This window comes from Bacillus andreraoultii (genome assembly GCF_001244735.1).
Classification (GTDB): Bacteria; Bacillota; Bacilli; order Bacillales; family Caldibacillaceae; genus Caldifermentibacillus; species Caldifermentibacillus andreraoultii.
On record NZ_LN868937.1, the window covers coordinates 2,660,080 to 2,677,350 of the forward strand.

The 17,271-nt window shown below is 35.2% G+C and carries 16 protein-coding genes; 5 read left to right on the forward strand and 11 right to left on the reverse strand.

All coding sequences use genetic code 11. The annotated features are described in order from the left end of the window. Window positions 1–165 precede the first annotated feature (165 nt). Entirely contained in the window at window positions 166–351 is a 186-nt protein-coding gene (locus BN2144_RS17945; protein WP_033829589.1) for a YhzD family protein, read from the forward strand. 90 nt (window positions 352–441) lie between these two features. Here the strand turns inward: BN2144_RS17945 and BN2144_RS17950 are convergent, their stop codons facing one another. From BN2144_RS17950 to BN2144_RS17975, 6 genes are all read right to left on the reverse strand, one after another. Further along, on the reverse strand, window positions 442–1,620 hold the full coding sequence (locus tag BN2144_RS17950) for an NAD(P)/FAD-dependent oxidoreductase (protein WP_033829590.1): 1,179 nt from the start codon (window positions 1,618–1,620) through the stop codon (window positions 442–444). A gap of 63 nt (window positions 1,621–1,683) precedes the next feature. Then, window positions 1,684–2,109: a helical membrane plugin domain-containing protein gene (locus BN2144_RS17955; protein WP_033829591.1), complete on the reverse strand. Its 426-nt coding sequence runs from the start codon at window positions 2,107–2,109 to the stop codon at window positions 1,684–1,686. 424 nt (window positions 2,110–2,533) lie between these two features. Continuing rightward, window positions 2,534–4,150, reverse strand: coding sequence for a long-chain fatty acid--CoA ligase (locus BN2144_RS17960; RefSeq protein WP_033829592.1), 1,617 nt, complete (start codon window positions 4,148–4,150; stop codon window positions 2,534–2,536). Window positions 4,151–4,416: 266 nt separating this feature from the next. Then, window positions 4,417–5,280, reverse strand: coding sequence for an HAD-IIB family hydrolase (locus tag BN2144_RS17965; protein ID WP_033829593.1), 864 nt, complete (start codon window positions 5,278–5,280; stop codon window positions 4,417–4,419). 291 nt (window positions 5,281–5,571) lie between these two features. After that, window positions 5,572–5,919, reverse strand: coding sequence for a YlbF/YmcA family competence regulator (locus BN2144_RS17970; protein ID WP_033829594.1), 348 nt, complete (start codon window positions 5,917–5,919; stop codon window positions 5,572–5,574). A 138-nt stretch (window positions 5,920–6,057) separates the two neighbouring features. Next, the gene (locus BN2144_RS17975; protein WP_407638080.1) at window positions 6,058–7,185 is read right to left on the reverse strand and encodes a DUF445 domain-containing protein; all 1,128 of its coding nucleotides are present in this window, start codon (window positions 7,183–7,185) and stop codon (window positions 6,058–6,060) included. A gap of 459 nt (window positions 7,186–7,644) precedes the next feature. Here BN2144_RS17975 and BN2144_RS17980 point away from each other — a divergent pair, with 459 nt between their 5' ends. Next, window positions 7,645–9,015: a YheC/YheD family endospore coat-associated protein gene (locus tag BN2144_RS17980; RefSeq protein ID WP_033829596.1), complete on the forward strand. Its 1,371-nt coding sequence runs from the start codon at window positions 7,645–7,647 to the stop codon at window positions 9,013–9,015. A gap of 299 nt (window positions 9,016–9,314) precedes the next feature. On the opposite strand, the gene BN2144_RS17985 is transcribed toward BN2144_RS17980, so the two are convergent. Beyond that, entirely contained in the window at window positions 9,315–9,557 is a 243-nt protein-coding gene (locus tag BN2144_RS17985; RefSeq protein WP_033829597.1) for a hypothetical protein, read from the reverse strand. A gap of 289 nt (window positions 9,558–9,846) precedes the next feature. Here BN2144_RS17985 and BN2144_RS17990 point away from each other — a divergent pair, with 289 nt between their 5' ends. Next, window positions 9,847–10,056 carry an alpha/beta-type small acid-soluble spore protein gene (locus BN2144_RS17990; protein ID WP_033829598.1) on the forward strand — a complete coding sequence of 70 codons (210 nt, stop codon included), beginning with the start codon at window positions 9,847–9,849 and terminating at the stop codon, window positions 10,054–10,056. 62 nt (window positions 10,057–10,118) lie between these two features. Here the strand turns inward: BN2144_RS17990 and BN2144_RS17995 are convergent, their stop codons facing one another. Both BN2144_RS17995 and BN2144_RS18000 read right to left on the reverse strand, forming a co-directional pair. Then, window positions 10,119–10,295: a twin-arginine translocase TatA/TatE family subunit gene (locus BN2144_RS17995; protein WP_033829599.1), complete on the reverse strand. Its 177-nt coding sequence runs from the start codon at window positions 10,293–10,295 to the stop codon at window positions 10,119–10,121. 115 nt (window positions 10,296–10,410) lie between these two features. Further along, window positions 10,411–11,493 (reverse strand): ATP-binding protein, encoded by a 1,083-nt coding sequence (locus BN2144_RS18000; RefSeq protein WP_139017910.1) that lies wholly within the window; start codon window positions 11,491–11,493, stop codon window positions 10,411–10,413. A gap of 317 nt (window positions 11,494–11,810) precedes the next feature. Between BN2144_RS18000 and cls the strand changes: the two genes are divergently transcribed. Together cls and BN2144_RS18010 are read left to right on the forward strand one after the other, a co-directional pair. Continuing rightward, a complete protein-coding gene (gene cls / locus BN2144_RS18005; protein WP_033829600.1) occupies window positions 11,811–13,259 on the forward strand; it encodes a cardiolipin synthase in 1,449 nt (482 codons plus the stop codon). A 118-nt stretch (window positions 13,260–13,377) separates the two neighbouring features. Next, window positions 13,378–14,550 (forward strand): tetracycline resistance MFS efflux pump, encoded by a 1,173-nt coding sequence (locus tag BN2144_RS18010; protein WP_033829601.1) that lies wholly within the window; start codon window positions 13,378–13,380, stop codon window positions 14,548–14,550. Between the two features lie 583 nt (window positions 14,551–15,133). Here BN2144_RS18010 and BN2144_RS18015 read toward each other — a convergent pair. Further along, on the reverse strand, window positions 15,134–15,838 hold the full coding sequence (locus BN2144_RS18015; protein ID WP_033829602.1) for a LutC/YkgG family protein: 705 nt from the start codon (window positions 15,836–15,838) through the stop codon (window positions 15,134–15,136). After that, complete coding sequence (locus BN2144_RS18020; protein WP_033829603.1) at window positions 15,838–17,259, reverse strand: LutB/LldF family L-lactate oxidation iron-sulfur protein; 1,422 nt, start codon at window positions 17,257–17,259, stop codon at window positions 15,838–15,840. The genes BN2144_RS18015 and BN2144_RS18020 overlap by 1 nt, the downstream gene beginning before the upstream one ends. Window positions 17,260–17,271 lie beyond the last annotated feature (12 nt).

Here is a 17,271-nt window from a genome sequence, read left to right on the forward strand (position 1 = left end):
TTCAATACATCATATTAACTCGAGTACTTTCCCTCAACTTGTACATGATAATTGTGCTTCTGCCTATTAATCTAGAGAGGAATAGAGGAATTTCCGAAAGATTGTCGAATATTTATTTATACACTTATTAAAACTTACGAATTTTCGATATAAGGAGGATTTTCCATGTCTATTTATAAAGTAACTGCTTTTGAAAGTAATGGGGAAAAATTATTAGATGAGAACATTGAGGCAAAAACAGACGACGAGGCAAAACAATTAGCTGAAAAACTATTAACAGAAAAGGGATATTTAGAGAAAACACATCGATGTGTATCTCCAGAAGGAAAACTCGTTTTATTTCACGTTTAAATAACAAGAACTAAATCATTATTAAACGTTTACGTTAAATCGTTTAAAAAGCTGCCCACGGTATTTTACTACCTGGACAGCTTTTCTCTCTTAGTATGCGTATGTGAATAATCCTTTAATATGTGATAAATAACGCATATTACTTGCCTCTTTTAGAAGTGATGCTGGCATTCCTTTTAATTCAGTTGCATTTGCTCCAACAGATGCAACCGCATCTTTACGACCAAGGCTTGCTAATGTACCAGAATTTACTGGGTTAAATACTTCCATTGTTTTACCTTCTAAAAATGCATAAAGGTTATATCCAGCATTTTCACCCATTTGCCATGCATTTTGTGCTGTTGGTGCATAAGGACGACCATCTGGTCCAAAGGCAACTGCACTATCTCCAACAACAAACACATCGCTATGAGAAGTCGATTGCAAATATTCATTTACAGTTGCGCGACCACGATTTACTTCAAGACCGGACTCACCAACTAACGGATTGCCTTGAACACCACCAGTCCAGACAAATGTGTTCGTTTTAATTTCGCTACCATCTTTCAAGTAAACGACATTACCTTCAACTTTTGTAACAGGAAGACCAATTAAGAATTCAACACCGCGAGCTTCCAAACTTTGTTGTGCCCGTTCGATTAATGTATCTGGAAGTACAGGTAAGATTTTTGGCCCTGCTTCAACGAGTTGTAATTTAATTTCATCACGACTTACACCATATTTCTTCGTTAGTTCAGGAAGAAGATCGGCAATTTCACCAACGAGCTCAACACCCGTTAATCCGCCACCACCAATTAGAATACGAGCATCTTCTGGATTTTTTGTTTCCGCATATTGGCGAACTTTTTCTTCAATATGACGATGAATTTGGTTAGCATCGTCTACTGATTTTAACACCATACTATTTTCTTCTAATCCTGGAATACCAAAGTAACCTGTTACACTTCCTAACGCAACAACGAGGGCATCATAGTTAAGTGTATCACCATTGGATAATTTAATTTGCTTATTATCTACGGAAAATGATTCAACTTCAGCTACAATTAAGTCAATTGCTTTTCCTTTAAATATTTTTTTTAATGGAAGCGCAACTCTTTTTTCTGAAACATTCCCTGCAGCTAGTCGGTGTAGCTCAGTAATAATTTGATGGGTAGGATATTTATTTACTACAGTAACTTTCGCTTTCGACTCGTCCATATATTTCCGAATTGATAATGCGGATAAAACACCGCCATAACCCCCACCTAAAATAACGATATGCTTAGACATGTTTAATCCTCCGTTCTTATTATGTAAAATCTTTTCCTATTACCATTCACAATTTGTATGCAGTTATTTTTTGTCATGTTCCGCAGTAACTTGTAAGTAAGCATTTAAGAAACGGAATAATTTTTGCGTTTGAGGATCTTTCATTAATTTCAACAAACCAAAAATACCGATTACTTCTTGACTTTCTTCTGCACGATCTTTCGCTTCAATGACATTTGCAGCTAGTTTTTTTGCAGATTCAAGTACTGGTTCAGCAAGTTCTTTTATTGCTCCAACCGTATCGGCTTTCGTTACTTCATCTGTTGCAAGTGATTTTATAATTTCTAAGTTTTTTGTTAAAAATGTAACTACTTCAGTCAACTTTGGAAGTTGTTCAACCAAAGTTGTTAATGATTGTTGAACCTCGGGATTAAGCAGTTGATCTAAAAGTTCACGCTCACCTTGAGGCAATGATTTTTGTACATTTTCTTCTTCCAATACTTTAGACATTCATTCTCCCTCCATTAAAGGTCAATTATTTTTTAACAAGGAAAATTAGAGCTATATCTCCATTATGGAAAATAAATGATTAATCTGTAACCCCTTACACTTATTATTCATAAAATGTTTTAAAAGTCACAAATTTATTCACTTTCCACGGGTAGATAATATTGTATGTGAAAAACTAAACAATAAAAGCTATTTACCAATAATTATTTTAAACTATTTGTCATAAAAAATCAAAATAATAATCTACATTTTTGTCCAAAAAGTTAATTTTATAGGAAAGTATTTTGACATAAAAACCCAAGAATTGAACGGTTCGAATTCTCGGGTTTTCATTTTTGATTATATTCTTTCATATCAATTATTAGGTAAGGGGTATAGCTATCAGCAGATTGGATGATTACACGTACTTTTTAAATAGCGGCAACTATTGTAATGCCAATTGTTCTTTTACCTTCTCTCGTAATGCTCGCTTCAAAAACTTACCAACCGATGTTTTCGGAATTTCTTCCATAAATAAAATTTTATCTGGAAGCCACCACTTCGCAAACTGTGGTCGTAAAAATTCATATATTTCTTCTTTTGTTACTTTATCTTTATACGAATCTTTTAAAACAACACATGCAACAGGTCGTTCTTGCCACTTCTCATGTGGGATTGCTACAACTGCTGCTTCAAAAACAGCTTCATGGGCCATAAGGGCATTTTCTAAATCAACCGAAGATATCCATTCGCCACCACTTTTAATTAAGTCTTTCGTACGGTCGACAATTTTAACAAATCCTTCTTTATCCACTGTGACAACATCCCCTGTATGAAGCCATCCATCTTTAAAAGCATCTTTACTACGATCATCTTTATAATATCCCGAGGCAATCCATGGACCGCGTAGACATAATTCACCCATTTCCACTCCGTCCCACGCAATTTCCCCATCTTGACCAATCACTTTCATTTCTAATCCTGGAACTAAAATACCTTGCTTTGCTTTTAGTTCATAAATATCTTCTTCCGGTAAGTTCTCCTGGTTGCTCTTTAAACGTGAAATTAATGCAAGTGGCGTCGTCTCTGTCATCCCGTAGGCGTGCATAAATGGAATTTTGTATTTCTTTTCAAACGCTTTTATAATTCCTTTAGGCGCAGCAGAACCACCACATAACAAGTAACGAACATGAGAGAAGTCGTAGTTTCCATTTTCTAATTCATTTAATAAACCAAGCCAAATTGTTGGAACACCGGCAGAAATAGTTACCTTTTCAGTTTCGATTAACTCTGCTAGCACTTTAGGTGTAAATGCTGGACCTGGTAACACCTGATTTGCACCAAACCATACACAAGCAAAAGGAAGCCCCCATGCGTTTACATGGAACATTGGAACAACCGGCATAATTGTATCGCGCTCACTAACGGATCCACCATCAGCTAATCCGAGAGCAAAACTATGCAGAACAATGCCCCGATGAGAATATAGTACCCCTTTCGGCAGTCCAGTTGTAGCCGATGTATAACACATTCCGGCTGGGTCATTTTCATCGATATCTTCTTTAAATGCAAATGCCGGATCACCTTCATTTAGCAACTCCTCATAATGATACACTGGACTTAAGGACGTTTCCGGTAATTCCTTTTGATCCGTCATAATAATGAAAGCTTCCACATTGTTTAATTCATCGCGACAACTTTCAATAAGCGGTAGTAGATTGTCATCAATTAACAGTACCCGATCTTCTGCATGGTTAATGATATAAGCAATTTGATCCGGGGCAAGACGGATATTTATTGTATGCAGGACAGCTCCTATACATGGTATAGCAAAATAAGCCTCTAAATGACGGTGGTGATTCCATGCAAAAGTACCAATCTTATCACCTTTTGATACGCCAAGTCGAGCTAAAACACTTGCTAACCGTCTCGTCCGTTCACCAAACTGCTTATACGTAAAGCGTTGGATTCCAGTTGAAGTTCGGGATATAACAAGCTTTTCTGGGAAAAATTTTTCTGCGCGTTCAACCATCTGTGTTAATGTTAAAGGGGTATTCATCATTTTTACTCATCTCCTCTTTGCAACCGTTTTCATATTGTATAAACAAAAAATCTTATCACAAAATATATTCTCTATTATGTTAAAGAATCCTTCTATAAAATTAAAATATTTACCTTTATTCTGATAAGTTTATACCTCTAAGATGAAATTTGCGTAACCATGAAAAAAATGGGGGTGAATGTCCTTACCCTTTTGAGAAAATTCATCGTGCGCTTCAGCTTGAAATTAGGTGGCAAACCATGATAGGATTGCCACCAGAATCGTTATTATTTTTTTGTACTATTTATTTTGTCAATAAGTCCAATAGGTTGTTGCTTTCGGAAATGTTCTCGAACCATATAAGATACCCCATGCTCATTATTCGAACGTGTAATCCAATCCGCTTTGTCTTTCACTTCAAGCGGTGCATTTCCCATAGCGACACCTAACCCAACAGCATCTATAATATCAAGGTCATCCAGATCACTACCAATTGCGACTACTTGATTAAGCGGGATTTTCCACTTTTCACACGTATATAGTAAACCCGTTAGTTTCGATACACTATTTGGCAGAATAATTAGTTGATTACCATATAATTGTAAATCCACTTCATAATACATATTTTGTAAAGCCGTCTTAACTTCATTTGCGACCGAACTATTATGAAAGACTACTTCAATGTGGGTTGGATGAATTTGTTCCTCTTCTACATACGAACTAATATTTTCAACAAATTGATGATGGTAACTCGAAAAACTATTCATATCAATAATTGCTCGCGAAACAATATTTTGCTTTATCGGGACATTACTAATAGAATAACGTTCATGTACAATTCGGATATGGCATGGATACGACTCTAATAGACGAACAATATCATAAACGATTTGCTCATCGATGCGTTTTACAAATAATGCTTGATCCGATGTAGAAGCAATAAATGAACCATGGTGTGCAATAATCATTGATTGTAACTTTAACGCCTTTGCGATACGTTTAGCAAACACAAAATTACGAGAAGTAACAAGTGTAACCGTAACCCCTTTTGACTGAACATATTCCACCGCATCTTTTACAGATTTATGTAATTTTCCGTTCGATTGTAAAATAGTCCCGTCAATATTCATCGCAAGTAATCGATAAATCATGTTTGAAGCCCCCTTATGCCAATCATGTTGTCGGTTTTGGCCATTTACTTATATCTATACCTATGAAAACATTGAAGAATATAGAACAATTGAAGGGGGTTCGTTAAAGAAAACTCTAGCCACAAGCCTTGGTGAGACGAGAGCCGTGATTTTAGCTTAAGCATTAGTCTAGCTTTCGCTGTACGATAAAATTGTGAAGTGGAGCTTATGGAAATGGGAAGACTTTAAAAATAGAAAAAGCCTATCGTAACAAAATATTCCTTGCTACGATAGGCTTTTCTATTTTATTACCTATTGTTGATTATATAATTCTTCAAGTGGTCTCATAACAATTTTATTAATTTCTGCAATAACGCCACTCATTCTTTGTTCTGCTTCCATTAAACGAGCAATTTTTTCATTTTGACCAATAACTGATACCATTTGTTGGGCTTGCATAACTTCTTCTTGACTAATTGGTTGACCAGTCATTTGTTTTTGTTGTAAATTCATTTGCACGTTACGAAAATCGTCGAATAATTTTTTTGCTTCTTGATCTGCATACAAATTTGCATAGTGCAATCTTAACTCAGTAAACTCAGCACTGTCGCGAATAACTTGTTCTAAAGTATTTGCTGTCTCAAAAATATTTCCTGCCATACTTATGGACCTCCTAAAAAATATTTGAGAAACTCCACACCCTGTTGAAAGAGAAATGAAGGTCCTCTTTAACCCATGTTCTCTAACTATAACAAACTATGATATAAAATGCGAGACAGTGATAAAAGTTTACCTAAATTAGTCAAATAAAATAACAATCATGCCTTGAACAATCCCTATTAGTCCACCTAAATAGGCACCTAAATAGGTAATCATTTTTAGTTCTCGGCGGCTAATACTTAAAACCATTTCTTCCAACCGTTCAGTTGTAAACGTATCAACTTGTCTTTTTATAAGCTCGGGAATATTTAATTTCCTCATCCATTTTTCAACAAACAGACCCATTTTGCTAAATACATTTTGTAAAATTGTGGGGATGATTGTCTTCGTAATTAGGTCTTCGAATTGGGAAAAGTTAAAGGTACGAACCGGACGTCTTACATATTGCGAAAGAGAGATTCGTTTTTTAACAGAAATGAGTAGATTCGCTCGATCTTGTTCTGTTAACAGGAATTCGATTGTTTCTTTCACAGTCCCTCCTTTTACTTTATCTAATTCTTGTTGAAGCACAAGATTGACAGCCGCTATACTTTTTTCATGATCGACAATTTTCACTAATTCTTGTTGAATCCGTTCAATTAAATTACGATTATCGAGAAAAGATTGAAGCATCCCAAGAATCATACCCCGCCCTTCAAAAAAGCGATCAATATGTTGCTTCATTAAATGATAACCATTCGGACTTAAAATAAATTGTTTTACATGATTTAGTAAATAATCAGATACTTTAGGGACTTGGTTGTCCAATTTTTTCCAAATTGTAGTTGGTATTAGTTCTCTTAACGACTGCTCTCCATGAGTTTTTTCCCATTCTGTAACTTTTTCCATGATCATAGAATAAAATTTCTCATCAACTTGTTCACCCAAATTCTTTACCCCTATTTGTTCAAACAAGTCTTCAATTGAATGGTCTGATTGAAAAAAAGCGTGTGCCTTTTCTTCGAGCACTTGTTGAATATCTTCATGTATCGATTGTTCAGATAATTTATTTTGAATGACTTCTGGTGTTAATAAATGGTTTACGACCATATTACCTAATTGAATGGCCAGTTCTTCTCGGCGTTTTGGAATTAGTCCAGGTGTGAAGGGAAGACGCCACCGACCAATATACTTAGCCTCATAAGGACGGAAGAGCATTTTAATGGCAATGGAGTTTGTTAACCCACCAATAAAAGCACCAACAATTCCCATAAACAAAATCATCATGATTGTATGCAATTTGAATCGACCTTTCTGTTGTCTCATTTGTAAAAATTTGTGTTTAATATGATAAAAAATCAGATGTTTCACCAAAATGGGCGAATGTTCATATATTATGCTAGATGAATCCGATGTAATTATAGGCTGTTTTCATACACTTTATTGTTATCCGCTAAGGTGGACGCGTTACGTTAGGGTACAGCCTTACTTCAATACCTAATTTTTTCTTTAAAAGCAATAATCTTTAAGAAAACAGCTTAATGTAAAAAGCTTACACTTATCCAATGAAGTCCCCTACTACGATTAGACTTTAAACATATTTAATTGCTCCATCCTTACATTATAACGACTGTTCAAGAATGGAGCAAATTCTCCCTAACAATCGAAAGGAATTGACTAATTACATTGAACATGACGGATTATGCCAAAAATTTCCCGAAATCATAAAAGAAAGGTGAGGCTACAATGATTAATTCTTATCCACTTGAAATAAATGAAGAGAATGAAAAAGTTTTATACTATCCAAAGGAACTGAATTTCTCTCGTATTCATACAGTTACGTTTGGGTCATTAAGTATTCCTTGTAAAACAAGAGCACAGAAAACTAAAAAAAAGAAAATCACTTTATCTAGAGCTCTTGCCAATGCTTTTCATATTCCAAACATCCCTTTAAAATTTCACTTATTCGAAAAAGAAGGAACACTATTTATCGGACCGATTGTTGGCATTTTTACAGCTGGTTTTACGTCATACCCTGATAATCCAATTGGAAATCGCTCCTATTCTTTATCTAGACTTTTCGCTAATTATGAACAATTAGGTGTGCTTCCTATCGTCTTTGGTATTCAACATATTAATTGGGAACATGGTATTGTTTCCGGATTTATTTATACGAATAATCATTGGAAACAAATCGACCTTCCTCTTCCAAACGTAATTTATGATCGGCTACCAAATCGTACTGTTGAAAACTTAGCTCAAATAAAGAAATTAAAGAGGAAACTCCAAGATGAATATGCAATTCCATGGTTTAATCCAAGGTTTTTTAATAAAATGGAAGTGTATCAAAAACTTGTTAAAGAATCGAGTATAAAAACGTATTTACCGAAAACCGTTCAATTTTCAGATGATACATTATTAAAAGAGATGTTAGACGAGTTTGGCTATATTTATTTAAAACCAGATAAAGGAAGTGCAGGTGCTGGTATTTTTCAAATTAAGCAAACAGATGAAGGGATATTTGTACGTTTCCGGGATGAAGATAGTCAGAACCGTTTAATTAAATTCACACATAACACTACTTTATATCGTTTTTTACAAGAGAAAATAAGTGAACCTTATATTATCCAACAAGGCATTCAACTCATTCGTTTTAATCAACAATTTGCAGACTTTCGTATTCATACAAATAAGAATCCAGAAGGGAAATGGGTTGCAACAGTCCTTGCCTGCAAATTATCTGGCAAAGGGAGCCCTACTACACATGTAATGGCCGGTGGAGAAGTAAAAACTTTAGATGAGATTTTTATTAATGATGAGGAACGAAAAGATTATACGAAAAAATTAGTTCGCGCAGTCATTTTATTAAGTGAACAGTTAGAGAAAAAAATGGATGGAATCATCGCGGAAATTGGCTTTGACATTGGTATTGACGAAGATGGGAAAATTTGGATGTTTGAAGCAAATGCGAAACCTGGCCGTTCTATTTTTAAACATCCACATTTACTTAAATACGAAAAGCTCATTAATAAGTATGTCATGCTTTTTGCTGTAGAATTAACAAATGCAGTTATCCAAACACCGGAGAAAATGTTTACTGATCTAATTATGCAGTGAATTTGGTGCTTGAATATTTTCAGGGAGTTCAGATGTAGTAGCAAGATTCCATTTCCCCATCTCGACTTAAGCTTACGTGTCCTTTATTGTCCATTGCCTCTTGTTAGGGCACGTAAAAGCTCATTATTAATGAATACCTTCATCTAAAAACCCTCTATCGTTATGGAATATCCTCAACTTGTATAAATAACAGGAAATCCTCTCTCATAATGGACACACTTCTTTTAAAAAGTTATTACCCCCTCTAGAACCTTCGTTGTATTGCGTTCTTTAGCATCACACTGTAATAACTCCGTTCGTTATTCTTGAATCATAACCGTTTCCTGTCTCCCACACTTTGGACATTGCAAAAGATGAACACACTGTGCTTCTTTAAAATTATTAGGAAACCCATCCTCTCGTCGCATGATTTCAATTTCCATATAAGGACTGTAGTCATCAAAAAAATCACTCAATTTCCCTTCATCAACCATGAATTCATCACAATTTGAACATTGATTATTAATTGTTTCGAAAGCATTACATACTGGGCATATTCTCAATATGAACATTCCTTCCTAAATCATTCATGTCAACTTTATTTTGCCTCTTTCTTATTTAAATATGTTCATATAAAAATTTTAATAGGGAAAATTACAATTAAGCAACGGTATTATCACAAATTTGCTCTTGGCAAAAACTACCTTTACTTTTACGAATACAAAATAGTTTTCTACACACAATAAGAAATGTAATCAACAAAACCAATCAACAAAAAAGGTAGATGTTGATTACAAAAAATAGCCGGATATACTTTAATCCCGGCAAATAAAATTTAGGAGGAGACAACTTATGGCATCAAACAGAAGCAATTCCTCAAACCAACTTGTAGTAGCAGGAGCACAAGAAGCTCTAGACCAAATGAAATATGAAATTGCACAAGAATTCGGTGTGAATCTTGGTGCAGAAACTACTTCCCGTGCAAACGGTTCTGTAGGTGGAGAAATTACGAAACGCTTAGTTTCTATGGCTCAACAACAACTTTCTGGTCATAACCTATAATTAAAAACTAAATAAATTGGATTAGGCCTCCGTCATTTACGGAGGCCTTCCTAATATGTACATTATCCATCTGTTTTCTTTTTAACTTGATCCTCGTCTTCCATTACTTGTTTCATACCCTTTTTAAATTCAAGTAATGTTTCACCAGCTGCTCTTCCTAACTTTGGTAACTTTGAAGGTCCAAAAATAAGTACGGCAACAATTAAAATAATTACAATTTCCCCAAAACTTAAGTTCATTTTGCCATCCCCTTTTTACATGTATTTACTAAAGACACGCGAGCAAAAAAGATTTATACCGTTTTAAGGATACAATCACGTATTCTTAGGTAGGATGAATAGCAACCTTAGAAAATTACTCATCTAAAGGCAAAACAATCGTAAAAGTCGTTCCGAGTCCAAGCTTACTTTCAACTTTTATTTTCCCATGATGTTCATCGATAATTTTATAACACATCATTAAACCAAGACCATTTCCACCATTCTTCGTCGTAAAAAACGGTTGACCTAATTTATCGAGGAGTTCTTCAGGAATACCACATCCCTCGTCAGTGATTGAAAGCATTGCTTCCTCACCGTTATTTCTTATTGTTACATGAATGTTTCCAGGTTCTTCCATTGATTCAACTGCATTTTTTATTAGATTGATTATTACTTGTTTTAATTTTTGACCATCACAATAAACATAAACCGGTTGATCCAATTTATTGAATAGGATATTAATCTGTTTTTGGTATGCCTGTCCTTCCATTAAGGTTAAACTAGATAATAAAATCTCCTGTAAATCATGTTTTTTAAATTTCAGGTGGTTTGGACTAGAGAAAATGAGTAGTTCGTTTGATATACTATCAATGCGATCAATTTCGTGTTCCATAATTTCTAAATAATGATCATTTTTTACTGGGTCAGATTTCATTAATTGAATAAAGCCTTTTAATGATGTTAACGGATTCCGTATTTCATGAGCAATACCAGCTGCAAGTTGACCAACGACTGCCAATTTATCACTTTGTAATAAACTTTCCTCGCTAGCTAACGGTTTTTCTTTTATAATATATAGAATCTCGCTTACGTTATTGTCCATGTCTTTCAATAAATAAATTCGAAACTCACTCCAAATATAGACTCCATCGCTCCTTCTTAATCGTAAAGTAAGAATTTTCTCGTTTTCCCACAAATGAAGCTCACGTTGACATAATTGAAGTACTCGATCTTTATCTTTTTCATGGAGGTAGGACGTTATTTTTTGTCCAACCATTTCACTACTTTCATAACCAAAAATGTAAGCGGAATTTGGAGAAACATATTTAAAAATCCCCTGAGTCGTACTTCTTATAATGAGGATATTCATTGCTTCAGATAAGTATTGTAGTGATTGGTTAAAAATATGAAGAGGTGAAGGGTTTATTTTATTTTTATTATATCTATTTTGTATCATATACACGTTATTCCAACCCCATTTTCTTGTAAATTAAGAACCATTCCGGGTTACAATAAACTTTTATCAAAAATTTATTATGATGTTCGGACTCAATTCTTTACAAAAAATAGAAATAGGTAAGTATTAATTGTATTATAACAAAAAATACGTATAAATTAAACAAATTTTTTCCTAAATTTAGAATTGTTGGCTCACCCCCCTTTGTAAGAACCATTTATTTTTCATTTTGTTTAAAAGAGGTTATTATAATATAGATAGTTATCACGAAAATATGACATTTTTCGTAAAATATTTTGACGAGTAGGAGCAATTATATGAACCTTTTAACGATTCTGATTAGTACCATTTTCTTTTTAAACTTTCTTTTAGCTGTAGCTGTCGTATTTTTAGAGCGGAAAGATCCTGGTTCTACTTGGGCATGGCTCTTAGTATTATTTTTCGTTCCACTTGTCGGATTTGTACTTTATTTAATACTAGGCCAAAATTTAAAACGAAAAAAATTATTTGTATGGGAAGATTTAAAAAAGATTGGGCTTGATGATTTAATTAACAATCAAATTAAAGGCATCGAGGAAAAAAAATATGAGATGGTTACAGATGAAATGAAGAGCCATCAAGATCTTATTTATTTATTCCTTGCTAACAACAACGCACTATTAACTCAAGATAATGATATTCAAATTTTTATTGATGGAAAAGATAAGTTTAAAGCCCTATTCCGCGATATTGATAACGCGAAATCACATATACATTTGCAATATTACATATTCCGTGATGATGAATTAGGTAAGAAATTAATTAATTTGTTAGTAAAAAAAGCGAAACAAGGGGTTGAAGTTCGTGTCCTTTATGATGAAATGGGATCACGCCGTATTAAAAAGCGTACGTTTAACCGATTGAAACAAGCTGGTGGTGAAGTTGAAGTATTTTTCCCCTCAAAAATTCCGTTAGTGAACTTAAGAATGAATTTCCGTAACCATCGAAAACTCGTTATTATTGATGGAAAAACTGCGTACGTTGGTGGTTTTAATGTTGGGGATGAATATTTAGGTCTTGATAAAAAGTTTGGTTATTGGCGCGATACTCATTTGCGAATCCAAGGGAATGCAGTCATCGCGACACAAATTCGATTTATACTCGATTGGAATCAAGCCTCTTCAAGAAATGATATTTATTATGACAAAAAGTATTTTCCAGATCATACCCATCATGGTCACATACCTGTACAAATTGTAACGAGTGGGCCCGATTCCGAATGGGAACATATTAAATATGGCTATATTAAGATGATTTCTACAGCTAAAAAATCTATTTACATTCAAACTCCTTATTTTATTCCTGATGCAAGTATTCTTGATGCTTTACGAATTGCGATTTTATCTGGTGTTGATGTGAAAATTATGATACCGAATAAACCTGATCATATGTTTGTTTACTGGGCAACGTTGTCTTATATCGGGGAGTTATTGAAGGCAGGGGCAAATGTTTATATTTATGAAAATGGTTTTATCCATGCTAAAATGATTGTCGTTGATGAAAATGCCGCTTCAGTTGGAACAGCAAATATTGATGTACGAAGTTTTATGTTAAATTTTGAAGTAAATGCCTTTATTTATGACACACCAACGGCGAAAAAGTTAGTAGAGATTTTCAACAACGATATAACGAAATCTAGAAGATTGACGTATTATCAATATTTACAGAGGCCGCTTAAAATCCGGTTTAAAGAATCGATATCCAGATTATTGTCTCCTATTTTATAAGATTGCCATCAACAGTAAATGAGTAAAGATATGAATAGAACGATGGAGCTTGATTATTTTAATCGAACGATTGGTTTAATTAGACATTGAAACCAACAATACAAGGGGTTTTTATACAATGGAGAATAAGAAGGCTTTACCCATATTATTTCTTGTCATGTTTTTAGTAATGGTAGGATTTGGGATTATTATTCCGGTTTTACCTTTTTATGCGGAAAATTTAGGTGCAAGTCCAACAGAACTTGGTCTGTTAATGGCAGTTTATTCGTTAATGCAACTGTTGTTTTCACCCGTTTGGGGTCAAGTTTCCGATCGATTTGGTCGAAAACCAGTTATGCTCATCGGTATTTTTGGCCTCAGTCTTTCATTCTTCTTAATGGCTGTAGCAAGTTCGCTATGGATGTTATTTGCCGCAAGAATTATTGGTGGACTATTATCATCTGCCAATATGCCCACCACGATGGCATATGTTGCCGATATTACAACCCTAGAGAATCGTAGTAAAGGAATGGGGTTAATTGGGGCTGCAGTTGGTTTAGGTTTTATCTTTGGTCCGGCTGTTGGTGGGATCTTTTCAGATATTCGCTTAAATCTTCCTTTTTATTTAGCAGGGATTACATCGGTTGTAACATTTTTCCTTGTGCTCATCGTTTTAAAAGAATCTTTACCGAAAGAAGCACGTGATAAATCTAGAAGTAAGGAAGAATCTAGTAGATGGTCGGCTTTTCGTGGATCCAATACTCTTTTATTTATCCTACAATTTTTCGTTTCGTTATCACTAGCTGGACTTGAAGCAACATTCGCTTATTTTGCGGCAGATAGAGCCAATTTAGGTACGAGAGAAATTGGCTATATATTTATGATTATGGGATTAGCTGGGGCTATTGTTCAAGGTGGACTAATCGGACCATTAGCGAAAAAGTACGGTGAAGGAAAAATAATTCAGACAGGTATCGTTGTTTCCGCACTAGGTTTCGGATTCATATTATTAACAAATAACTTTATAACGGCTGCCATTTATTTAACTATTTTCGGACTTGGGAATGGGGTAATTAGACCGACTGTATCTGCACTACTGACGAAAACATCAACTGCTGGTCATGGAAGTGTCACCGGTTTACTTTCTTCTTTTGACTCGCTTGGACGAATTATTGGACCTCCACTCGGTGGTACGCTTTTTGCCCTAGGTGCTGGTTTTCCATATGTTTCAGGTATGATTTTGTCCGTGATTGCCTTGTTATTTTATCAAATCTATCGTTTCCGAGTTAAAGCTGCAGAGGAAACAAAATAAATTGAACAAAGCACACTTTTTTGACCCTAAAAGTGAAATTCGAATTCGCTCATATGAATAACATAACGGACAAGCATCAATATGAATGGGCTTGTCCGTTTTTTGTTGTTTGATTATTTTGGTATGCATGTGTGGATGTGGTACATGATCACTTCCATTCGATTATTCGTGAGTTAGACTTCTACACCCCTTCTAGATGACCATTTTATCCTTTTTCACGGCGATTTGGGCTTCTACAACTGCTTTTGATGACCGTTTCCTCTTTTTTGACCATGATTTGGGCTTCTACAGCCGTTCTACGTTACCTTCGTAGCCATTTCCACCGCAAATCGGGCTTCTACCGTTCTTTTTTCCATGGTAGTCCAATAAAGAAAAACGAGCCTTCAGACAACCAAGAGCCGTAGTTTTCCGAAAAAGATTTTTCGGTGCTAGAGCCTTCCTTGTGTGCTTAAGTGCACAAGGATAGTAGAAATTGGAAAATTTCTACTTTCCTAATAGCTAAAAAAATGACGGGATCATCACCCGTCATTTTTTTATAAAGAGAAACAAACTCATAAAAGTTAGTTCGATAAGTATATACTACTTAATCTTCTACTAAAATATACGTCGCATGAACAGGTCCGTGCACACCGACAATCAGTTTCATTTCTATATCCGCACTATTACTTGGCCCAGAAATAAAGCTAACGCAAGATTCCACCATTTCACCTTTTTGAACTTTTTCATGAATAATGGCAGAAGCTTGGGTCATCCGTGGAACGAACGTACTTTTTGGAATAATAGCAATATGATTTTTTGGTAGTAAACTAATCGATCGACCGTGATCCCTATTATGAAATAGTGTAACCGTTGCAGTTTCAGCTAATGTAATATCACTAAATGTAATTCCGATGTTTGCCCGTTCAGCAATCTTTTCATTTTCTTTGCCAATTGTATAATCCCAAACATGTACTTCGACTTTAGGTCGTAAGTCATTAAAATAGTCTAATAATCCGTACGCCTTATTTCGGGGATCGTTTGGAACAACAATCGATTCACCACCATACGCTTCAATTGTTTCATTTAATACATGTTGTATGTGATTTCGATCTGTTTGCTTAAATTCTGTATGGATGGCTTTGCATTGTTTAGCAAAAATATCAACTAACGCTTCCTCATCTAAACCTTTGAATACATTATATTGTGGTGTTACCTTCCATTGTGGACGAACAACACCTTCTGTCTTACGGTCACGACCTAATTTTCCAGCAAGTTTATTTAAAAATTCATCACGATTCACGATAGCCATTATGCCTCACCATCCTTTTGACGATGTTCAAACCAAGAACGGAAAGATTGTTTCGGTGGTGCTGAAATATTCCGTACAGCTGTCCATCCTTTTAATGGCCCAGGTCCATTTTCAATAACTTCATCCTTTGTCCACGGTTTCAATGCTGGTCGAGCAAGTTTTGTACTCATATTGTACATGAATGGACTTCCTCCCCATTTTTCAAAACCTTTCATCATCATTTTTTCAGAAATAGGTGTATCTCCACGTTCAACTAATTTTTGCCGGTGCCAAATAAGCATTTCGTGAAGTGGAATTCGGACTGGGCAAGCTTCCGTACAAGCTCCACAAAGGGTTGATGCATAAGGTAAATCTTTATGTTCTTCATAACCATCAAGTACCGGTGTTAGTACAGCACCAATTGGTCCAGGGTAAACTGAGTTATATGCATGCCCACCAATATGACGGTAGACCGGACATGCGTTCATACAAGCACCACAACGAATGCAATGAAGCGCTGCTTGGAATTCAGTCCCTAGTGCATTGCTCCGGCCGTTATCGACAATGACTAAATGATAGTCGTTTGGACCATCAATTTCATCGTCGCCTCGGCAACCAGTATAAGCAGTAATGTAACTCGTTAATTTTTGTCCAACCGCAGATCGAGTTAATAAGCCAACGAGTACTTCCATTTCCTCCCAAGTTGGGACGATGCGTTCCATTCCCATCACTGTAATTAACGTATCCGGAACTGTCCAAACCATATCGGCATTTCCTTCATTTGTAACTAGAGTAATGGTACCCGATTCAGCAATCGCAAAGTTACAACCCGTAACACCAACATCTGCTTGTAAAAAGTCATTTCGTAATTGTTCACGAGCAAATGCTGCTAATTCTTCTGGTTCACTAGATCCAGTATAGCCTCTTTTTTTAGTAAAAGTTTCTTGAATTTGTTCTTTATTTTTATGTAATGCAGGGGTAACGATATGGGATGGATGGTCACCTTCTAATTGTAAAATCCATTCACCAAGATCCGATTCGACGACCTCTGCGCCAGCTTCTTCTATAGCGGAATTGAGCCCGATTTCTTCCGTTACCATTGATTTAGATTTTACAACTTTATTAGCGTTTTTCTTTTGTATAACATTTTTTATATATTGATTTGCTTCTTCTGCTGTTGCTGCAAAGAAGACATTTCCCCCACGTTTCTCGATTTGTTCACTTAATTGGTGTAAATAATAATCGAGATTGTTAATTGTATGTGTGCGAATCTCTTCCCCTAGTTTACGCCAATCTTCCCAATTACCAAGTTCTTCTGCTTGGCTTAGTCGGCCAGCACGAAAACGTCTTTGAGCACTAGCAACAGCACTCCGCATGAATTCATTTTCAATCCCTTTTTTAACCCCATCTTTAAAAGGAATATCTTCTAATTTTAAACTCATTTCCTTACACCT

Bases quoted from the DNA above. Each gene is read 5' to 3' on its own strand.
- BN2144_RS17945 (WP_033829589.1), top strand. From the start codon at position 166: ATGTCTATTTATAAAGTAACTGCTTTTGAAAGTAATGGGGAAAAATTA.
- BN2144_RS17950 (WP_033829590.1), bottom strand. From the start codon at position 1,620: ATGTCTAAGCATATCGTTATTTTAGGTGGGGGTTATGGCGGTGTTTTA.
- BN2144_RS17955 (WP_033829591.1), bottom strand. From the start codon at position 2,109: ATGTCTAAAGTATTGGAAGAAGAAAATGTACAAAAATCATTGCCTCAA.
- BN2144_RS17960 (WP_033829592.1), bottom strand. From the start codon at position 4,150: ATGATGAATACCCCTTTAACATTAACACAGATGGTTGAACGCGCAGAA.
- BN2144_RS17965 (WP_033829593.1), bottom strand. From the start codon at position 5,280: ATGATTTATCGATTACTTGCGATGAATATTGACGGGACTATTTTACAA.
- BN2144_RS17970 (WP_033829594.1), bottom strand. From the start codon at position 5,919: ATGGCAGGAAATATTTTTGAGACAGCAAATACTTTAGAACAAGTTATT.
- BN2144_RS17975 (WP_407638080.1), bottom strand. From the start codon at position 7,185: ATGATGATTTTGTTTATGGGAATTGTTGGTGCTTTTATTGGTGGGTTA.
- BN2144_RS17980 (WP_033829596.1), top strand. From the start codon at position 7,645: ATGATTAATTCTTATCCACTTGAAATAAATGAAGAGAATGAAAAAGTT.
- BN2144_RS17990 (WP_033829598.1), top strand. From the start codon at position 9,847: ATGGCATCAAACAGAAGCAATTCCTCAAACCAACTTGTAGTAGCAGGA.
- BN2144_RS17995 (WP_033829599.1), bottom strand. From the start codon at position 10,295: ATGAACTTAAGTTTTGGGGAAATTGTAATTATTTTAATTGTTGCCGTA.
- BN2144_RS18000 (WP_139017910.1), bottom strand. From the start codon at position 11,493: ATGATACAAAATAGATATAATAAAAATAAAATAAACCCTTCACCTCTT.
- cls (WP_033829600.1), top strand. From the start codon at position 11,811: ATGAACCTTTTAACGATTCTGATTAGTACCATTTTCTTTTTAAACTTT.
- BN2144_RS18010 (WP_033829601.1), top strand. From the start codon at position 13,378: ATGGAGAATAAGAAGGCTTTACCCATATTATTTCTTGTCATGTTTTTA.
- BN2144_RS18015 (WP_033829602.1), bottom strand. From the start codon at position 15,838: ATGGCTATCGTGAATCGTGATGAATTTTTAAATAAACTTGCTGGAAAA.
- BN2144_RS18020 (WP_033829603.1), bottom strand. From the start codon at position 17,259: ATGAGTTTAAAATTAGAAGATATTCCTTTTAAAGATGGGGTTAAAAAA.